This is a genomic window from Rhizobium sp. CFBP 13726, from assembly GCF_014841925.1.
Lineage (GTDB): Bacteria > Pseudomonadota > Alphaproteobacteria > Rhizobiales > Rhizobiaceae > Neorhizobium > Neorhizobium soli.
On record NZ_JACYUU010000001.1, the window covers coordinates 336,667 to 355,222 of the forward strand.

An 18,556-nucleotide genomic window follows, 5' to 3' on the forward strand; every position below is an offset into this window, starting at 1 on the left:
CGACGTCGCGGCGCGCCGAAACGGCTGCCTCCGCAAGAGAGGGCGCGCCAGATCCGGTAACGAAGAAGAAGCGCCGCAAATCGGGAGGAAAACGCTGATGGAAACGCCGCTCGCGATCCTGATCGGCCTGTTCTTTTCGGCCGCGATCTATCTCATGCTGTCGAAATTCACCGTCCGTATTCTCCTTGGCGTCGTGCTGCTCGGCAATGGCGTCAACCTGCTGCTGTTTACCGCCGGCGGCCTGACGCGTTCGGTCCCGGCGATCATTCCGGCGGGCGCAGACACGCTGTCCCATACCGCCGCCAACCCGCTGCCGCAGGCGCTGATCCTGACGGCTATCGTGATTTCGTTTTCGTTCTTCGCTTTTCTCCTCGTGCTCACCTACCGCGCTTTTCAGGATCTCGGCAGCGACAATTCCGACGAGATGCGACTGGCGGAACCCCGCGACGAACCATCGCCGCCGATGGGATATTGAGGACGTTTGATGGCATCCCCCGCAACATCCCCCGTTGATCTCGCAGCCGCCCTGGTCCTCACCCCGCCGCCGCTCGGCGACTGGCTGGTGATCCTGCCCGTCGTGCTGATGATCGGCGCCGGCGCAATTCTCCTGATGGTGCGCAAGTCCGTCCGCCTCCACGGCGCGATCGCCATTGCAGCGCTGCTTCTGCTCGTCCTCGTCGATGGAAGCCTTCTTTTGCGGGTGATCGAGAACGGCCCGGTGACGATGGTCATGGGCCGCTGGCTGCCACCGTTCGGCATCGCCTTCACGGCCGATCTGTTCGGTGCCACGATGGCACTGACGGCCTCGCTCGTGGCACTCGCCGCCGGCATCTTCGCGCTCAGGGATATCGATGGCTCCGGACGGCGCTACGGTTTTTATCCCTTCCTGATGCTGCTGATGGCGGGCGTCTCGGGTGCCTTCCTCACCGGCGACATCTTCAACCTCTATGTCTGGTTCGAGGTCCTGCTGATTTCCTCGTTCGGCCTTCTGATCCTGGGATCACGACCCGGACAGATCGATGGCGCGCTCAAATACGCGGTTCTGAACCTGATCGCCACGACGCTGTTCCTGATCTCGGTCGGGTATCTTTATTCGCTGTTCGGCACGCTCAACATGGCCGATATTGCGCTGAAGGCCGGCGACCTCTCGGGCACGGCACCGCTCGTCACGCTGACGGCGCTGTTTACCTTTGCCTTTGCCATGAAGGCGGCAGCCTTTCCGCTCAACTTCTGGCTGCCCGCCTCCTATCACACGCCGCGCATCGTCGTGTCGGCGCTGTTCGGCGCGCTCCTCACCAAGGTTGGCATCTACGCGCTGATCCGCGTCACGGTCATGCTTCTGCCGGTGGAGCGAGAGGTGCTGAGCCCCGCCATCGCCACACTCGCCATTCTGACACTGATAACGGGTGCCCTGGGTGCGCTGGCGCAGAGCGATATCCGCAAACTTGCCGGCTACCTTGTCATCGCCGGCATCGGCAACATGCTGGCGGGCGTGGCGATCGGGTCTCCGGCCGCCATTTCCGGCGCTATCTTTTATGCGCTGCATTCGATGGTGGCGATGACGGCGCTCTATCTCGTGGTCGGCGAGGCGGCCCGCCGCGCAAGCCTGCTTTCCGGGGACGAAAACCAAGCAAACCGCTGGTCGCTGCATACGCTCGGCGGGCTCTACCGGTCGTCGCCGGGTTTCACGGCGGTGTCGCTTCTCGTGTTCCTCGCCGTCGCCGGCCTGCCGCCGCTGTCGGGTCTGTGGCCGAAGATCATGCTTCTGAAAGCCGCGATGGACATCAACGCATGGTGGCTTGCCGCCGCCATTCTCGTCTCTTCCTTTCTCGTCACCCTCACGCTTGGCCGGATCGTGCTTCTCGCCTACTGGCGGCAGGGGCTCGGTCCGGAAGCCGGCCTTGAGCGACAGACCGCAGTTCGCGGCGACTGGCGTCTTTCGCTACCGCTTGGCGCGCTTGTTCTGCTGCTCGCCGGTTTCGGTCTGTTTCCGGAACATCTTCTGTCGCTGACGCAATCGGCCGCCGAGGGACTTGCCGGCCCGTCCGCCTATATCCGTTCGGTCTTTCCGGACGCCCTGCCGTCGGGAGGCATAAGATGACGTCATTCATCCGCGCTTGCGTCTTTGCCGTCATCTGGGTGGCGATCACGGGCAGCGCCACCATCCTCAACCTTGTGTTCGGCTTTGCCGTCGCAGCGCTCGCGCTCTGGGTCGTGCGTGGCGAGATCGACCGCGCCAGCCGTAAGATGCGGATAGGCCGGATGCTCTCGCTCCTCGTCCTGTTTATCAGGGAACTGGCGATGTCGGCCTGGAAGGTTGCGGTCCTTGTCACGAGACCGAGGCTCGACGTCAAACCCGGAATTTTCGCCTTTCCGTTGACGGTCAGCCGCGATTTCGAGATCACGCTGCTTGCCAACCTCATCACGCTCACGCCGGGCACGCTGTCGGTGGATGTCTCGGCCGACCGCAAGTTCCTCTTCGTGCACGCGCTTGACGCCTCCGATATCGACGCGACCAAGCGGGAAATCGCGGATGGCTTCGAGCGCAAGATCCTGGAGGCATTCGAATGACCGTGTCCGATCCGTCGCTGGCCGCGACGATCCTGTCTGTCTCCACCTGGATTGCCATGGCGGTCCTGTCGGTCGCGTTCCTGTTGACCATCCGGCGGGTGGTGGCGGGACCGACGCTGCCGGACCGTGTGCTTGCGCTCGACATGCTGGTCGGCATCGTCATCGGCTTTATCGCGCTGATTGCCATCCGAACCGGCTTCAACCTCTATATCGATATTGCCATCGCGCTCGGCCTCGTCGGCTTCCTGTCGACCGTCGCCTTTGCCCGCTTCATCATGCCGCGCGTCACCGATGCCGCGAAAGATCCAGCGACATCCGGCAAGACACGCGTGCAAAGGAGGAAACGCTGATGGATCTCGTCGTCGCGCTTGTCGTCTCCGTCCTCGTCCTCGCCGGCGCCTGCTTTTCGCTGATTGCCGCAATCGGCATCAACCGGCTGCCGGATCTCTATACCCGCATGCACGCAGCCTCGAAGGCCGGCACGGTCGGTTCGGGTCTGCTGCTGCTCGCTGTCGGGGTCTATGCCGGGGATCTGCCGGTCCTTGCCCGCGCAATTGCAGGCTTTCTGTTCTTCGTCCTGACGGCCCCGGTTTCGGCGCATCTTCTGGCCGTCGCTGCCCGCCGCGCCGGCTATCCGATGAGCGAACATTCGCTCCACGATGAGATGAAAGCGCACGAAGAATCAATATAGAGGCCGCAATTCGAGCTATAAGCCCGTCATAAAGGCGTCTTTTTTCGATACACTATCAGTTATCAGGTCTTCCCCCGGCTTTACCATCAGAATTCGATCGGCATTACTAGATTTCGCAGTTGGATTTTGGGGGTCCGGATGCTAATTCAGGTGCAGTAGAACCCTGAAATTGTTCTCTTGCGGATTATTTCTCGTGTAAAACGCACAATATGTCTCAGAATTGTGTGCCTATGCGGGAATTGTCCGAAGTAAACAATGTCCGGTGGTATTTATGATCGGCTTCGCACGCGAAACTTAGGGGTAGGTTTCAGTCTTCGGACAGTGTGCGGGCAGTGGGATGCCATCGTGGTTCTGCAGGATGCGGGTGTTGGTCGGCTCTCGCAACCGTCCGCGAATTACGAACAGGAGACGAAAATGACAGAAATCGCATTGGGCAAAGGCCCGGACCTGCTGGTGGAACTGACAGCAGATATCGTGGCTGCCTATGTGAGCAACCACGTCGTTCCGGTCGGCGACCTTTCAGGACTGATTGCCGACGTTCATACGGCACTGAGTGGCACGGCATCGCCGACGCCCGTCGTGGCCGTGGTTGAAAAGCCGAAGCCTCCGGTCCCGATCAAGAAGTCCATCGAGGACGATTACCTGATCTGCCTGGAAGACGGCATGAAGTTCAAGTCGCTGAAGCGACACCTCATGACCCATTACAACATGACGCCGGAAGAATACCGCGAAAAGTGGGGCCTGCCGTCCGACTATCCGATGGTCGCTCCCGCCTATGCGGAAGCCCGCTCGCGTCTTGCAAAGGAAATGGGCCTCGGCCAGCGCCGCAAGCGCGCCAAGGCTTGATCAGCCTTTAACAGACGGCAGCAGTAACACTTCCAATCAAGAGAACCGGGCGCATGCCCGGTTTTTGTTGTCTAGAGATAGGAAAAAAATCATAATTAGATTCCTGATGCTTAGCTCGGATGGCGACCGCTAGGGTGCATTTCGTATTTCCATCCGTCTCTTCCTCCGCTACCGTATGTGAATTAATTCCTAGAAGTGGAGGAGCTGTCATGCCTGCCGAACCGTCCGCCGGGGCAATACCCGTTTCGCCCAGCCTCAGCGTTTCCGGCCGTTCCACCGCACGGATGGCCGCCGGCGCATCCACGCCTTCCGGGGTAACGCTTCGAATCGGTCGAAAGCCGAAACCCACATGCCTGATCGTGTTTCAGCTCGTCTCGGAAATGGTGTTCCTCTTCGGAGACCGGGTCATGGTCCGGCGCGACCGCCGAAGGCTTGCCGCCCATTCCCGCCAGATCGCCATGTATGTCTGCCACGTGGCGCTGTCGATCTCGGTCGATGACATCGCCGCAAGCTTCGGCCGGGAGCGCTCGACCGTCGCCCATGCCTGCCATCTGGTCGAGGACCGTCGCGACAACCCGGCCTTTGACGATTTCGTTTCCGCCGTCGAACGGATGGTCACCTCCGTCTTCGGTGAAGCGGATGAGGGCTGAGGCTGAAAGAGGAGACGGGTCGATGAAGGATGAAAAGAGCAAAGAGCGTCTGCGTCTTGTGCGCTTGCTGCGCCAGCTTTTGAAAAACGACGGCGCGATCTCGGATGTCGAGACGGCGCATGGTCGCGACCTCGTGCACCAGGCCGTGTCGCTCGGCCTTGCTGTCCAGCAGGATGGCCGGCTTTCGGCGTCGGCTGAGGCCATGTCCTATCTGCGCCGGGCGATGGTGGAACGGGAGGAGGAGGGGTTTGCCGCTCAGCATGGCGAGATCGAACGGGTCGGGCTGGTGGTGGAGGGCACACGCCAGACGGTCCGCCGCAATCTCGCCGAATCGCCGCTCGGCACTGTCGCAAGGCTGAAGGACAGGGACGGGTCGGCCTTCCTGCCATCAGCCGCCGTCGAGGCGGGCGAGCGGCTGCTTGCCGATTTCACCCGCGGCCAGCTGCAGCCGAAGATCACCGCCTCGTGGGAGCCGCGCCTGTCCAGCCGTGCCGATGGCGGCCGCGGCGGACAGGCGGATGTGGCCGGCAGCGCCCTTGACGCACGACGCCGGTTTGGTGCGGCCGTGGAGGCGATGGGACCGGAACTGTCGGGCGTCGCAGTCGACGTCTGCTGCTTTTCGAAAGGGCTCGAACTGGTCGAACGGGAGCGGCAATGGCCGGCACGCTCCGCCAAGCTGATGCTGCGCACCGCGCTTCTCGCACTCGGCCGGCACTACGATCCGCCGCGGCCGGATCCCCGCCGCCGCAGCCACAGTTGGGGAGCAGACGATTACCGGCCGATCCTCTGACAACGTCAGACCGCAGCTATGGCCTGGCGCCTGCGAAACAGGTTGAGGCCGTTGATGTATTTCCGGGCCGGCTGCTCCACCCCGTAGAAGCTCACAAGCGTTGCCACAAACATCGCGGCGACGAGGATAGGCGTCGCCCACCAGGGAGCGATCTCTGCCACCTTGTAAAAGGGCTGCTTCCACAGATAGAGCGAATAGGACCAGATGCCGATCATGGCGAGCGGCTGGAACGACAGGGCGCCGAGCGCTGCCTTTGGCGCCAAATCGATCGTGTTGATGGCAAAGGCGAGAAGCAGCGTCCCGACCGTATAGCGGGCCATATCCGGCGCCGGCAGGATCCACAGCGACAGACCCAGGATGGCGGCGACAATGGGAGCTGCAGCCGGGACGCGAACCTTGTCGATTAGCACAAACAGCGCCACCGACGCAAAGATCGAGGCCATCCGCACATCGCTCAGCCAGTACACGCTCATGGCGCCCGGTTCGGCAAGACTGGTGCGGATCGCACCGTTTGCCATTGCGGCGATGGCAATTGCCAGGCTGACGAAAGCCGCAGCCCTCGCATTGCGGATGACGATGACGACGAGAAGGGCGAGCAGAACATAACTGTGTTCCTCGACCGACAGCGACCAGACATGCCCCAGCACCGACGACGTGTGGGTCCAGGCCTCGTAATAGTTCGTGGTGAAGGTGATCGCCGCAAGATAGGCGGAAGGCTCCAGCAGGAGATGCAGCGGCGCGCCAGCAAGCCCGCCGACGACGGACACGGCGAGCATCGCCGTGGCAAACACCAGGAGCGCCGGATAGATGCGGGAGAACCGACGCTGGAAGAAGGTCGGAATGTCGATCTTGCGGACGAGCAGAATATCGGCCATCAGCCGTCCGCTCAAGACGAAGAAGAGTTCGACGCCGAGTGAACCGAAGGGCAGAAGCCCGCCTGAGAAATGGTCGGCGATCACGAACAGGATCGCGATGCCGCGCCATCCGTCCAGGTATGCGATACGGTTTGCCTGGTCCTGCATCCTGCTGCCCTGTGGTTGCTTTTAAACAAGCGAGTAGAGCATCAGTATAACAACGAGGATCGGCAGTCCTTCACGTCCGGGTGAGCGGGACTACTATCGTGCGACAGGGTTAATACCGGAAATCCGTGTCTTGATCAGGCGGCCTGCATGATCACCGCTTCCTGACGGATGCGCTTGACCATCGAGCGCAGGCCATTCGCGCGCTGTGCCGAAAGATGCTCCACAAGGCCAATCTTGTCGAACACCTCGATCGCATCCGTGGAGGCGATTTCAGACGCATGCTTGCCGGAATAGACCGACAGCACGATTGCGACGAGCCCGCGCACGATATGCGCATCGCTGTCGCCCTCGAACGTCATCACGGGGTCGGCGCTGTCATCGCTGCCGTGGCTGACGACCCAGACCTGGCTGGCGCAGCCCTGTACCTTGTTTTCCGCAGTCTTCTTGTCGTCGGAAAGGTCGGGCATGGCCTTGCCGAGTTCGATCACATAGCGATAGCGGTCCTCCCACTCTTCGAGATAGGCAAAATCGTCGATGATCTGTTCGATGCTGGCCATGGCGTGCGGTCCCGTTTGCGCCTTCATATAGGCGGTCACAGCCTCGATTAAAGCAAAAAAATCGCCGTGAGGATGTTGGTCCTCACGGCGTCAGCAACAGGCTGATGAGAGTTAAGGCAGTCCGGCACCGGGAACCGTGGCACGAGACCCGGTGCAAGCTTTGAATTTCGTTGGAGAAGCGCTCAGAGCGTCGGGCGCTTGAGCGGCACCGGAATGTTGCGGGGGATCGTGCCGGTCGCAACCTGCTCGCCGCGGGGGGGCTCGATGCTGATGTCGGAAAGCGAACCTGATGGCATCGGGGTGGCTTCTGGGTCGGCCTTCATGGCAAGCTTCGGCTGGCCGTCGCCGAACTGCTTGTCGAGAAGCTCGTAGGCGACACGGGCACCTTCCTTGGCGCGGACACCAAGCACGGCAAGCGTGTCGGCGCCCTTTTCGCAGACTTCGGGACGTTCGCTGCAGATCGCACTGATATACTGATAGGCGCCGCTTGCGGCAGACACCGCATCGGCCACCTGGAGCGGCGAAATGTTGGCGTCATCGGAGGCCGGTTCGGCACTTAAATAGGACAGCACCACCAGCACGGCTGCGAAGAACACACTTCCCTTGATCAGAAACCACATCGTCTTGGTCCACCTGTTTTGCCCGTTTTCGGGCGTGCCGGCTAAGCTCCAGTCGTCTGGCTTGCCTGTTCCGGTCTTGGCGTCAATCTAGCCGCGGGGAGCGAACATCGCTTTGACGGGTTCGCTCGGGTTTTCGGCAAATTCGATTAAAATGCGACCTTTCCTTGCTCGGGCGGCGGGGTGGACGGATGCTTCCGGACAATTTTAACAAACCGGATTAAGCATAAATGGGGCGGCCCGCCCACGCGCCAAGGGTTGTCGGTCCGCCGATATGCCCCAATGGTTAATGTATCAGGAAAAATCAAACCAATTCCGACGCTTACGCCCTGTTAACCACAATCAGAAAACAAGCCGTGGATGTGTGCCAAAGCCGGAAAACGGGGCCCTGGACGGGGCTGCGGAAGCCTGTCTTTATAGTTTCCTTAAGCGCACGAGCCCTATTGTGAAGCCTCGAATATGAGACTGAGTAGGTTTTGCGTGCGCGTATTGAGTGACATTGCCGAGAGGGCGGTTCTGCTGGTTGACGGGGCTGCATCCCGTTGGCTGCGACGCATCGGCGAGGGCGAAACCGTCTCTGCCGCGGCCGTCGCGTCGCTGCGCCGGCTTGCCTTTTGCGGTGGCGTCGCCTTCGTTGCCGTGCCGGCTCTTCTCTCCTTCTTTATGAAGCCGGCACTGGCTCTGCCGCTTGGCGCAACCGTCGTTTCGGCGCTCTTCCTGATTCTCGCAGCGCTTGCCTTTGCATGGCCCCGCAATGTCGTCCGGCCGGTCGCCAACGCGCCAGCCGTCGATGATATCGCCTTTCATGCCTGCCCCGGCCTCGCCCTCGTCGTCGATCCGCAGGGACGGGTGGTCAAGCTCGGCGGTCGCGACCACGCCGCATTCCCGGACAAGCTGAAAGCCGGCCTTGGCGAAATGCTGGCCGAAATCGTCCATGTGTCCGATCGTCTGGCGCTTCTTCAGGCCGTCGATACGCTGCGCCAGGGTGGCCGCAACGCAATCGTCGACATCCGTGTCGAACGTCCCTTCAGCGCCGTCGGCGGCCGGCAGTTCCTGCATATGTCGTTCGACATGTCGGCCATCCGCGACGGCGAAGGCGATCTGGTCCAGATCTTCGTCCAGGCGCTCGATCGCAGTGCCGAAGAGCGCCTGCGGGTCGAAGCCGAAAATCGCACGATCGAGGCGCAGTCGGCCCATGAGGCGAAGTCGCGCTTCCTCGCCGCCGTCAGCCACGAGCTGCGAACCCCGCTCAATGCGATCCTCGGCTTTTCCGATGTTCTGGCCGGCGAATATTTCGGCAAGCTCGCCAATGACCGCCAGCGTGAATATGTCGGCCTCATCCGCCAGTCGGGCGGCCACCTCCTGTCGGTCGTCACCACCATGCTCGACATGTCGAAGATCGAGGCCGGCCGTTACGAGCTGCTCGCCGAACCCTTCCATATCAGCGAAGCGGTCGAAGCCTGCCGTGCGATGCTCGATCACTCGGCTCGCGAAAAGGGCGTCACGCTGACGGCGCGCACCAACCGCAACCTTGCCGAAGTGGTGGCCGACCGTCGCGCGCTGCAGCAGGTCCTGATCAACCTTGCCGGCAACGCCATCAAGTTCACGCCGGCTGGCGGCGTCGTCTCGATCGATGCCACCGTTGTGGCCGGCAAGCTGGTGATCACGGTCAGCGATACCGGTATCGGCATCGCCGCAGACAAGCTTGCGACGATTGGCCAGCCGTTTACGCAGATCGAAAACGATTTGAGCCGCCAGTATGAAGGCACAGGCCTCGGCCTGTCGCTGGTCAAGGGCCTGATCGCCCTGCACGGCGGCCGCTTCACGATCGAAAGCCGTCTCGGCGAGGGTACCGTCGTCACGATCGCCCTGCCAGCCGATGGGTCCGGCATCGAAGGCGCAGCCGTGGATGACGGTGAGGAGAGGGTGGAATTTCCGCCGCGCCTCATGATATCCAACAAGCCAGGCACGAATAAGCAGCAAGCCCACATCGCCCCCGAAATACTTACGACCATGATGGACGAAGAGGATTTTACCGATGGCCCCGCGAAAGCGAAAATCGCCTGAGAGGCGCAAACCGGCAAAACGGCCGGCGCTTGCCCTTCGCGCGGTGAGCGCGACGGGGGGGCTTGTTCGTGGCGTCGTGGGCGGCGTCCTGACACGCCATCCGCGTCCTGTGTTGGGCGCGGCAGGCTTTGTCGTTCTGTTCAGTTTCGTCGCCGCCAATGCGCTCTGGTATCAGCCGGGCGGACATCCGTCGCCCTTGCTTGCCACACGCGATCCGAAAGACCCAAATGCCATCGCCGGCTACCGGCCCTACAAGCGCATGCCAGCAGAAGACGTCACCACGTTCCGCATCGAACGGTCCGGCGATGCCAAGCCCGTTATCGAACCGGTCGAACAGCCTGCCGAGCAGACCGCTGTCCAAGCGGCACCAATGCCGGCACCCATGCAGGCTCCCGCTGTCGATCCGATCACGACGCTCATCACCGCAGCACCGCCGGTCCCCGGTTCCGACGAGGATCGTGAGCTGGTTGCCGAAATCCAGCGTGAGCTGACGAAGCGCGGTCTCTATGACGGGGCCGATGACGGCGTTACGGGTCCGCGCACCCAGTCGGCCATCGTGCTGTATCAGCAGCGCATGGGGCTGCCGCAATCCGGCGAGGCCGGCAGCGATCTGCTGGCGGCGCTGAAGGCGGAACGCAAGCCCTCGACCGGCTCGCCCTCGAGCGCTGCCGTGCATGTCCCCGTACCCCAGCCATCGGTCGTTGCAAAACCCGCGGCTGACGAGACGGCCCGCGTGCAGCCAAAGCCGATGGCGCAGCCGAAGACGGTGCCTGCGAACCGGCCGGCCGAAAATATCAGTCTGAAGAGTGAAGACCCGGTGGCGGCGGCGATCCGCTCGTCCGAAACCGCAGGTTCGCGGTCGGGCCAGATCCGCATCCCGCCCGCGGATATTCCGACTGGCGGATTGCGTCCGTCGCCCGCGGTCGCGAAGTCGAACGCCGTCATGACGGCGGATATCCCGGCGCCGAAGCTCGTGCTGCAGATCCAGCGCGGGCTGCAGAACATTGCCTATTCGGATGTCGAAGTGGATGGGGTTGCCGGTGCACAGACGAAGGCGGCGATACGCCGTTTCGAAAAGCATTACCGCTTGCCGGAGACCGGTGAACCAAGCGAAGCGGTCTTGAAGAAACTGAAGGCGATCGGCGCGCTCTAAGCCTGAAGCCGCAAGCGCGCCGGGTCGGTTGTTAGAATACGGCCAGATACTTCAGCAGCGCGATGATGCCGATGATCAGAACGATAACCTGGATGATCTGCTTGATCCGTGCTTCGAGCGGCAGGCGCGCGACAAGATAAAGTACGAGGACGATCACGAGGAAGGTGATCAGAATGCTGATAAGAACGCTCAAGGCCCACTCCTTTTTGGCAAAAATGCGGTAGTGGGGTGGGAAATATGACAGCGGTGCCAAAAGGAAAGGGTTGCCAAGCCTTTACCCTCACTTTCTTTTGATTATTTTCGCTTAACGATACCGTCCGCAGCCGCTATGACGCTGCAATGCGCCTTAAAACCCACATATTTGTCTCCGCCCTGACCCGCCGCGTCTTTGCCATGGGCGACTACGCAGCGGTTGAGAAAAAGGGTGCCGAGGAGGCTGGTGCCATCTTCATCCGCCAACGCTTTCGCGATGGCACCGAAACGCTTTATGCGCCGGCACCGCAAAACTTCTTTGACGACGAGGACGATGGCGGGCGCAAGTTCGAACGGCGTCTGGTGCGGGCAGAGCCCGATACGGTGCGCGAGACGATCGATCGCGAAAAGCGCTTCGATCCGGATCTCTGGGTGGTCGAGATCGAGGTTGACGAGATCGGCGACCTGATCGAGGTCGTCAGCGCCGATGCTCGATAGGCCTTACCGGCCGCGGCCGGCGCGTCTCATGCTGGCCGATGTACGGAATGGCCGCTCGGCCTCTTCGGTCGCGTGGGGGGCAGGGGCCTCGACGGGTTGCGCAACCGGTCGCTCCGCATAGGTATAGCCGTCGGCGCGGCGCCAGGCTTCGAGCCTTCGTCCGCATTCGTCGATATCGAGAACCAGCCACATGGCCGTCGCCCGGCTTGCACCGTCAAGCTGTTCGTGTGCGAGGTGACCGTAGAACCTTTCCAGCACGAAGACGGCTTCCGCTTCGTCCATGAACAGACCCTTGAGCGTCGTCGCCAGTTGCTGGCCGGAGATATCGAGCATGATCCGTTGTGCGAGCCAGCGGCTGGCCGACAGCGCGTCTGCCAGAACGCCGGCAAACAACGTCGCCTCGCGGGCACGGGCAAATCGGACGAGAAGGGCGGCATGCGTTTCGCTGAGCTGCCGCAGACCCTGCCGGTCGTCGCTCTGGCGTTCCATATGGCCGGCAAGAAGCTTGATGCGGCGGCGCAGCTCCTCCTCGCGGGCAGCCCGGGCTTCCTCGGGCAGCAGAAAGTCGTCGTCGCTCTTTGCAGTTTCGATCGGTGTGTCCGACGGCTTCTCGACCACGGCCGACATCGCGTCGATTGCCGCAGCGGCAAGCTCGCGCCGTTCGGTGATCGGCCTTGCGATCGTATCATAGCGCATGCCGACCAGCGCATCGATGACGATCGGCGACAGGCTTTCGCGCTTGGCGATCGCGCGGGCGTGGTTGACGCCCTGGCTGCGGGCGATGGTGATCAGCGCATCGTTGGAAAGGCAGGGCGAGGCAATCAGGAAGGGTGCGGCGACCGCGATCGGCTGGCTTCCGATGAAAAAGGCGACGGCCGGCGGAATGGCGGGTGATTGCGAAAGGGCTGCCACCGCATCGCGGCGGGCTTCTTCCGAAGAGGCGGCAAACAGCGGTGCGAACAGCTCGGCGAACTGTCTCAGTTCGGAGCGGGAAGGACGCGACAGGCTTTCGAAGCTCGTGACGGTGGCCATCAACACCACATCCTTTTTTCGCATGGCTTGTGGCCTCTCAAGGTCTCGAAACTCGTTGGTCACGGGCAACTCTCATCTACGCAATACATGTCCGAAACGCGTGATGCCGCCGGGGTAAACACGCGCCCCGGTGCATCTCATCTACCTGTGCCTGGGGAACTCCCCGGAGCATATTCCGCCGGATGCAGCTGTCTCTCGCGCCGCGCCCGTCGGTTTCGCCTTGGTTTACCAGATGCTAACGCTTTGAGGGTTAACGGTCAGTGAAAGCGGCTCGTTTTGGCGCACCGATGACCGCTCGAAAACGACAAAATCGTGCCGTTCGAAGACTGTGAAGTTTGAATGACGCGGTGAACAAAGATGCCGTTTTGGCGTTCATCAGCCTGATACCAGCATACGTCGATATCAACTGCCATATTAGAATTAACTCACTGTTAATCCACGTCTGGCTGTATTGGTCTGTAACCGGGCCGTAGCATCCGGTTTTATAAGCGTCGGGGCACCCTGAAAGCCCGTAAGACTGGGTAGATGGCCCGAAGGCTCGCATAACGACCGTGAGGTCGCTTTTCTAAGGTAATGTCGCTGCGCCGCGATTGGGCGCTCTGACGAGAAGGACGCGGATGTTCCTGCCGTATCAGGCAGGTCGCGTCAGCCCCGAAAGGGCAGGGTGAGATATCTTCGTCTTCATCCGTCTCGAATTCGTAAAGTCACGGAGACGAGCATGGCAGAGATCGTGATACTGAACAAATGGCGTGACCAGCATGGCCGCAAGCCGCAGATCCGCATCGGCGAAGCCGATCCCGGCGAAGTGGTGCTGTTTACCGGCGTGCGCTACGAGCGTTTCGACGACCGGATGGACCGCAAGGCCGAAAACCACGCCGTCCGCGCCGAGTAGGCCGGTACGAAACGGACCTAGAAGCGGCTTCTGCCGCGCCACTGGAACGCGCCACAATCCGCGTCCTTCAGAAACTGTGTGGCTGCCTCAGAAAAACTCGCCTGCGGCGTCAGCGCCCGCAGCACTGCATAGCCTTCGCCCGACTGGCTCTCGACAAGGATCGACTGGCTGATCCCGGTGGGCAGGCTTTTGCGCAGCATCGTCATCTGCGTCGGCGTCGCGATCACCACATCCAGCATGCCGCCCGGCGACGTTCGGTCGTTGATGCTGAACACCTCGTTGGACGCCCCGTCATAGATCCCGAGCGACCAGAACGGCAGGCCGGTATTTTCAGCCGTCAGCCTGACCGGGCCTTCCGATACGTCAAAACCGCAGACCGCGGTCTCCACGAAGGGATCGTCCTTGGAAAGACCGGCCCGGTCCGCCGTTTCGGTCAGTCGGTAGAACCGTTGCGTTTCGCCTTCCTTCAGCACCCGCGTATAGGCATCGTTTTCCGAAAAATGCGGCAGTGCCAGCACGATGATCAAATGCAGCAGTGCTGCCCCGACCAGTCCTGCCGCGACAGCAAACGCCAGACCTGTGAAAAACCGCCGGATCATGGGCCGCATCCGATCTTTTCAATGAGCGGCATGGCAAGGTCGATCAGTCCGGAACTGCCCGCGGTCGGCGTGTCGAACAGGGTGAGGACGAGCCTGAAGTCCCCGCTTTGTGTGAGAGCCAGCCAGTTGCCGGACTTGGCCGTCGGCGATGCGGTGATTTCGAACTCGCCATTCGGCTGGCGCAGCGTGATGCGCGAATTGAGCGCCTGCGGCAAATCCGACGACAGCGAGGGTGCAGCAGCCCCGGGCGCCTGCGCAAACAGCGTCCAGAACCGTGCCTGCGGCGTATGACCCCGGATCCTGTAGGAGCAACTTGCCACAAGCCGCTCGCCTGTCATGTCGGTCGTCGCGGTAAAGGTCAGGCCTTCGGCGCTGGCATAGAGAAGCTTGCCGGCATTGGCCCGGTGCGATTTGGCATAAGGGTCTGCATCGGCCGTCTGCGCCTGCGGAAACGCCTCCCAAGGCCCGATCCGGAGCGCCCCGAACCCGGTCGTCGCATCAAGCGCCAGCCGGGTCGACCAGATCCCGCCGCCGAATGCGATGGCAAGTGCAACGGCGATGAGGAAGGGAATACGGAACACGGGATTGGCTTTGTGTCTTTTTGGAGCGTTCGCGAAGGGTTAGCATTGTTTGGCGGGAAGGGGGAAGGGCCTCGCGCGGCATATTGATTGCTATGACGGCATACGTTATGGTTCCGCATGATCAAAGATTTTGCAGATCGTGAGACCGAACGGATCTGGGACGGCCTGCGAAGCCGCAGGCTACCGGGAGATATTCAGTCACCCGCATTGCGGAAACTGCGTCTGCTCAACCAGGCGCGTGTGCTGTTGGATCTCAACGTGCCGCCTGGAAATCGTCTCGAGGCGCTGCGCGGGAACCGAGCAGGGCAACATTCGATACGCATCAACGATCAGTGGCGCATATGTTTCATTTGGACTGACGGAGGCCCCGAACATGTTGAAATCGTCGACTACCACAGCTGATGCTGAATGGCTGCCGAACCCGCATCCCGGCGAGATTCTTCTGGAGGATTTCTTGAAGCCGATGCAGCTTAGCCAGAACGGGCTTGCCCGTGCCGTCGGCGTTCCACCCCGGCGCATCAACGAGATCGTGCTTGGCAAGCGCTCGATCACAGCCGATACGGATCTCCGTCTGGCACGCTATTTCGGCATGTCGGAAGGCGTCTTTCTCGGCCTGCAGGCTGATTACGAGCTTCTTCGCCGCCGCCGCGAACTCGGAGATGAGCTCGAGCGGATCACCCCGCGCTGCCTGACGCTCAACCCACCTAGCGCCGCACTTCCAGATTGATCGGCGTCACCTTCGCCGTCGACTGTTTCGGCTGATGCCGGGTCGATATCGAGCCCGTCACGGGACCGGCTTCCGGCACCGACGCCTTGTCGCTTTGGGTAGCGGCGCCCTGGACCTTGTCACCCTGAATAGAGGTTGCCTGTCCGTCGACAGCTGGCTTGCCGGCATCGGCGACCTTGGGGCCGCCCGCTGTAAGCGGTGGAGCCTCGGACAGCGCCTTGCCGATCTGCTTGAGCGTTCGGGTAGCTTCAGCCGAGAGCGAGCGCGGCCTTTGCAGCGGCGGCAGGGCATTGTCGCCTTCCTTCGCTTTCGCAATTTCCTGGCTCTTCTTGTCGCTCTTGTGGTCGCCGCTCGGCAGCGGGTTTTCGATGCCGGGAATGGGTTTCAGCTCGATCCCCTGATGGGCGTAGTCCATCAGCACCTTGAAGGTCATCGCCGGAAGCGAGCCGCCGGTCATGTTGTTCATCGAGGTGAAGTCGTCGTTTCCGAACCACACCGCCGTCGTGTAATTGCCGGTAAAGCCGATAAACCAGGCGTCGCGATAGCTCTGCGACGTGCCGGTCTTGCCGCCGGTGACGATGCCGCCATCGAGTGCCGCGCGCCGCGCCGTGCCCTGATAGGGGATCGTCGTCAGGATGCGGTTCATCGATGAGGTCGCCTGTTCGGACAGAACCCGCTTTGCCGGCGCCTCGTCGCGGCCGAAATCGTAGAGAATGTTGCCGCCGTAGCCCAGAACCTGCTCGATCCCGTGGCGATGCGATTGCACGCCGCCGGCCGGCATCACCGCATAGGCGGTGGCCTGGTCGAGTACCGTTACCTCGGACGTGCCGAGCGGGATCGTCTTGTCGCTTCTGAGCGGCGTCTCGACACCAAAAGCCTTTGCGGTGTTGACGATGACGTCGGTGCCGAGCACATCCTTGGCAAGCCGGACAGGCACCGTATTGAGCGATTGCTGCATGGCGCTCATCAGGGTCACCTTGCCCTTGTAGGAGCGACCGTAATTCTGCGGCGACCAGCCCCGCCAGGTGATCGGAGCGTCGGAGATCACCGACTCCGGCTTGTATCCGTGCTCCATCGCGGCGGAGTAGGTATAGAGCTTGAACGACGAGCCCGGTTGTCTCAGCGCCTTGGTGGCACGGTTGAACTGGCTCTCGCCATAGTCGCGGCCGCCGACCATGGCGCGCACGCCGCCGCCGTTTTCGATCATCACCATGGCGCCCTGCTTCACCTTGAAGCTGTCGCCGTATTCGCGAAGGCTGGTTTCCATCGCGGCATCGGCTGCCTGCTGCAGGCCCATGTCGATCGTGGTCCTGACCACCATCGAATGCTCGCGGATCTTGCCGGCCTTGGCCAGCCGCTGCACCTCGTCGAAGGCCCAGTCGAGGAAATAGTCTGGCGACTTGACCTCGGCGCGGTCGATCGCGGTTGCCGGCGTGCGGCGGGCCGCGATCACCTGGCCCTCCGACATCAGGCCTGACTGTACAAGGTTGGACAGAACGTCATTGGCGCGGGCACGCGCAGCCGGCAGGTTCACATGCGGCGCATATTTCGCCGGTGCCTTGAACAGGCCGGCCAGCATCGCGCTTTCCGCAAGGCTGACTTCGGTGATGTTCTTGCCGAAATAGAACTGGCTTGCCGCGGCTGCCCCGAACGTGCCGCCGCCCATATAGGCGCGGTCGAGATAGAGCGACAGGATCTCTTTCTTCGAAAGGTTCGCCTCCAGCCACATGGCCAGAAACGCTTCCTTGATTTTGCGCTCGATCGACCGTTCGTTGGTGAGGAACAGGTTCTTCGCCAGCTGCTGGGTCAGCGTCGATCCGCCCTGGACGACGCCGCCGGCCTTGGCGTTTTCGGAAAGCGCGCGGCCGAGGCCGATGAAGTCGATCCCGTAGTGATCGAAGAAGCGGCGGTCCTCGGTCGCCAGCACCGCCTTGATCAGGTGGTCGGGCAGTTGCTCGATCGGAACCGAGCCTTCATGGATGATGCCGCGATGGCCGATGACGTTGCCGTAGCGGTCGAGAAAGGTAACGGCGAAATCGCCCCGGTTGCGCCAGTCTTCCTTGGTTTCTTCAAAGGCTGGCTGGGCCAGCGCCAGAAGCGCAACGCAACCGACCGTGCCGAGCGTCATAGCCTCGCCGGCAAGCTCGAAACCAAGCTTTTTCAAGCCTGTAACGCGGAACCGCCGGAAGAAGATGGTGATCTCTTCCCAGACTTCGCCGGCCCGGAAACCGAGGTTCCAGACAGTGGAATCGATCCAGCTGTCGATCCGCAGGAGGATGTGGCGCTTCTTGCGCGAGGAGCCGGAGCGCTCTTGCTTAACCGGTGATTTCGGATGGTCCTGCACTGGAAGTTCCTGCCCCATTTCCCCCATCGCCCGATGAGAAACGCTTGACGCCGACCCCCCGGAGGGATCAAAGGCATGAGCGTCTCACCGTTATTCAGCATTAGCTGACAAAAGGTTTATGCGCGATAGAGAATCCGCAACAGGGTAAAGGCGGCAGGGGAAAATTGGTCCCCATCCGCGACAGATATGATGATGGAAGACGCATTCTGGAAAACCAAGACGCTTGAGGATCTGTCCCAGCAGGAGTGGGAAAGCCTGTGCGATGGCTGCGGGCTCTGCTGTCTCAACAAGCTCGAGGATTACGACACGGGCGAGGTGGCTTTCACCTCGGTTGCCTGCCGGCTTCTCGACGGCACGAGCTGCCAGTGCAAGGACTATCCCAACCGCCAGGCGACCGTTCCGGAATGCATCCAGCTGACGCCGGCCCAGGTGGACGAAATCCCCTGGCTGCCGCCGACCTGCGGCTACCGGCTGGTGCGCGACGGCCATGATCTTTACTGGTGGCACCCGCTGATCTCAGGCGATCCGGAAACGGTTCACCAGGCCGGCATCTCGGCCCGCGGCCGCACGATCAGCGAAGAAGAGGTCGATGTCGAGGATTTCGAGGACTATCTGATCGACTGGCCACTGCATGTCGGAGAGGCACAGCGGGGCTAGGTAGGAGAGCCTCGGGATCTCCCCAAGCGCAACTGGTTCTTTTGTGGTCGGGACAGAATGCACCGGGCGG

At 61.8% G+C, this 18,556-nt stretch carries 22 protein-coding genes and 1 pseudogene; 15 read left to right on the forward strand and 8 right to left on the reverse strand.

All coding sequences use genetic code 11. From position 1 onward, the window contains the following. The first annotated feature begins 97 nt into the window (after positions 1 to 97). The 8 genes from IFT66_RS01585 (at position 98) to IFT66_RS01620 (ending at position 5,548) form a co-directional block, all read left to right on the forward strand. Complete coding sequence (locus IFT66_RS01585) at positions 98 to 475, forward strand: Na+/H+ antiporter subunit C (RefSeq protein WP_062453487.1); 378 nt, start codon at positions 98 to 100, stop codon at positions 473 to 475. Between the two features lie 9 nt (positions 476 to 484). Further along, a complete protein-coding gene (locus IFT66_RS01590; RefSeq protein ID WP_192076614.1) occupies positions 485 to 2,101 on the forward strand; it encodes a Na+/H+ antiporter subunit D in 1,617 nt (538 codons plus the stop codon). Beyond that, the gene (locus tag IFT66_RS01595; RefSeq protein ID WP_062453485.1) at positions 2,098 to 2,571 is read left to right on the forward strand and encodes a Na+/H+ antiporter subunit E; all 474 of its coding nucleotides are present in this window, start codon (positions 2,098 to 2,100) and stop codon (positions 2,569 to 2,571) included. The genes IFT66_RS01590 and IFT66_RS01595 overlap by 4 nt, the downstream gene beginning before the upstream one ends. Positions 2,572 to 2,627: 56 nt before the next feature. Then, positions 2,628 to 2,921, forward strand: coding sequence for a cation:proton antiporter (locus IFT66_RS01600; RefSeq protein ID WP_425503217.1), 294 nt, complete (start codon positions 2,628 to 2,630; stop codon positions 2,919 to 2,921). After that, positions 2,918 to 3,262 carry a monovalent cation/H(+) antiporter subunit G gene (mnhG, locus tag IFT66_RS01605; RefSeq protein ID WP_175487268.1) on the forward strand — a complete coding sequence of 115 codons (345 nt, stop codon included), beginning with the start codon at positions 2,918 to 2,920 and terminating at the stop codon, positions 3,260 to 3,262. Before IFT66_RS01600 ends, mnhG begins: the two co-directional genes overlap by 4 nt. Positions 3,263 to 3,676: 414 nt before the next feature. Further along, entirely contained in the window at positions 3,677 to 4,108 is a 432-nt protein-coding gene (locus IFT66_RS01610; protein WP_062453483.1) for a MucR family transcriptional regulator, read from the forward strand. Positions 4,109 to 4,317: 209 nt separating this feature from the next. Further along, the gene (locus tag IFT66_RS23445) at positions 4,318 to 4,758 is read left to right on the forward strand and encodes a helix-turn-helix domain-containing protein (RefSeq protein ID WP_082476152.1); all 441 of its coding nucleotides are present in this window, start codon (positions 4,318 to 4,320) and stop codon (positions 4,756 to 4,758) included. A gap of 22 nt (positions 4,759 to 4,780) precedes the next feature. Further along, positions 4,781 to 5,548, forward strand: a complete 768-nt coding sequence (locus IFT66_RS01620) for a DUF6456 domain-containing protein (protein WP_192076615.1) — start codon at positions 4,781 to 4,783, stop codon at positions 5,546 to 5,548. A 5-nt stretch (positions 5,549 to 5,553) separates the two neighbouring features. Here IFT66_RS01620 and IFT66_RS01625 read toward each other — a convergent pair whose 3' ends face one another. The 3 genes from IFT66_RS01625 to IFT66_RS01635 form a co-directional block, all read right to left on the reverse strand. Further along, positions 5,554 to 6,570: an acyltransferase family protein gene (locus tag IFT66_RS01625; protein ID WP_192076616.1), complete on the reverse strand. Its 1,017-nt coding sequence runs from the start codon at positions 6,568 to 6,570 to the stop codon at positions 5,554 to 5,556. Between the two features lie 134 nt (positions 6,571 to 6,704). Next, positions 6,705 to 7,127: a SufE family protein gene (locus tag IFT66_RS01630; RefSeq protein ID WP_062453480.1), complete on the reverse strand. Its 423-nt coding sequence runs from the start codon at positions 7,125 to 7,127 to the stop codon at positions 6,705 to 6,707. Positions 7,128 to 7,309: 182 nt separating this feature from the next. Further along, positions 7,310 to 7,747 (reverse strand): DUF5330 domain-containing protein, encoded by a 438-nt coding sequence (locus tag IFT66_RS01635; RefSeq protein WP_192076617.1) that lies wholly within the window; start codon positions 7,745 to 7,747, stop codon positions 7,310 to 7,312. A 456-nt stretch (positions 7,748 to 8,203) separates the two neighbouring features. Here IFT66_RS01635 and IFT66_RS01640 point away from each other — a divergent pair, with 456 nt between their 5' ends. Continuing rightward, positions 8,204 to 9,811: a sensor histidine kinase gene (locus IFT66_RS01640; RefSeq protein ID WP_192076618.1), complete on the forward strand. Its 1,608-nt coding sequence runs from the start codon at positions 8,204 to 8,206 to the stop codon at positions 9,809 to 9,811. Next, positions 9,783 to 10,964, forward strand: coding sequence for a peptidoglycan-binding domain-containing protein (locus IFT66_RS01645; protein ID WP_192076619.1), 1,182 nt, complete (start codon positions 9,783 to 9,785; stop codon positions 10,962 to 10,964). The genes IFT66_RS01640 and IFT66_RS01645 overlap by 29 nt, the downstream gene beginning before the upstream one ends. 31 nt (positions 10,965 to 10,995) lie before the next feature. Here the strand turns inward: IFT66_RS01645 and IFT66_RS01650 are convergent, their stop codons facing one another. Beyond that, the gene (locus tag IFT66_RS01650) at positions 10,996 to 11,157 is read right to left on the reverse strand and encodes a Thivi_2564 family membrane protein (protein ID WP_092662461.1); all 162 of its coding nucleotides are present in this window, start codon (positions 11,155 to 11,157) and stop codon (positions 10,996 to 10,998) included. 146 nt (positions 11,158 to 11,303) lie between these two features. On the opposite strand from IFT66_RS01650, the gene IFT66_RS01655 reads away from it, so the two are divergent. Beyond that, the gene (locus tag IFT66_RS01655; RefSeq protein ID WP_092661659.1) at positions 11,304 to 11,654 is read left to right on the forward strand and encodes a DUF1491 family protein; all 351 of its coding nucleotides are present in this window, start codon (positions 11,304 to 11,306) and stop codon (positions 11,652 to 11,654) included. 3 nt (positions 11,655 to 11,657) lie between these two features. On the opposite strand, the gene IFT66_RS01660 is transcribed toward IFT66_RS01655, so the two are convergent. Next, positions 11,658 to 12,749 carry a DUF2336 domain-containing protein gene (locus IFT66_RS01660; RefSeq protein ID WP_192076620.1) on the reverse strand — a complete coding sequence of 364 codons (1,092 nt, stop codon included), beginning with the start codon at positions 12,747 to 12,749 and terminating at the stop codon, positions 11,658 to 11,660. A gap of 655 nt (positions 12,750 to 13,404) precedes the next feature. Between IFT66_RS01660 and IFT66_RS01665 the strand changes: the two genes are divergently transcribed. Next, a complete protein-coding gene (locus IFT66_RS01665) occupies positions 13,405 to 13,578 on the forward strand; it encodes a hypothetical protein (RefSeq protein ID WP_156461810.1) in 174 nt (57 codons plus the stop codon). Positions 13,579 to 13,595: 17 nt separating this feature from the next. Here the strand turns inward: IFT66_RS01665 and IFT66_RS01670 are convergent, their stop codons facing one another. Continuing rightward, on the reverse strand, positions 13,596 to 14,177 hold the full coding sequence (locus IFT66_RS01670) for a DUF1254 domain-containing protein (RefSeq protein ID WP_092662465.1): 582 nt from the start codon (positions 14,175 to 14,177) through the stop codon (positions 13,596 to 13,598). Beyond that, positions 14,174 to 14,758, reverse strand: a complete 585-nt coding sequence (locus IFT66_RS01675; RefSeq protein WP_113111217.1) for a DUF1214 domain-containing protein — start codon at positions 14,756 to 14,758, stop codon at positions 14,174 to 14,176. Before IFT66_RS01675 ends, IFT66_RS01670 begins: the two co-directional genes overlap by 4 nt. A gap of 117 nt (positions 14,759 to 14,875) precedes the next feature. Here IFT66_RS01675 and IFT66_RS01680 point away from each other — a divergent pair, with 117 nt between their 5' ends. After that, the gene (locus IFT66_RS01680; protein ID WP_113111216.1) at positions 14,876 to 15,160 is read left to right on the forward strand and encodes a type II toxin-antitoxin system RelE/ParE family toxin; all 285 of its coding nucleotides are present in this window, start codon (positions 14,876 to 14,878) and stop codon (positions 15,158 to 15,160) included. After that, positions 15,132 to 15,485, forward strand: coding sequence for a HigA family addiction module antitoxin (locus tag IFT66_RS01685; protein WP_192076621.1), 354 nt, complete (start codon positions 15,132 to 15,134; stop codon positions 15,483 to 15,485). Before IFT66_RS01680 ends, IFT66_RS01685 begins: the two co-directional genes overlap by 29 nt. Positions 15,486 to 15,648: 163 nt before the next feature. On the opposite strand, the pseudogene IFT66_RS01690 reads toward IFT66_RS01685, so the two are convergent. Then, positions 15,649 to 17,856: pseudogene (locus IFT66_RS01690) on the reverse strand (transglycosylase domain-containing protein); the annotation flags it as partial. Between the two features lie 162 nt (positions 17,857 to 18,018). On the opposite strand from IFT66_RS01690, the gene IFT66_RS01695 reads away from it, so the two are divergent. Continuing rightward, the gene (locus IFT66_RS01695) at positions 18,019 to 18,486 is read left to right on the forward strand and encodes a YcgN family cysteine cluster protein (RefSeq protein WP_092662467.1); all 468 of its coding nucleotides are present in this window, start codon (positions 18,019 to 18,021) and stop codon (positions 18,484 to 18,486) included. Positions 18,487 to 18,556: the final 70 nt, after the last annotated feature.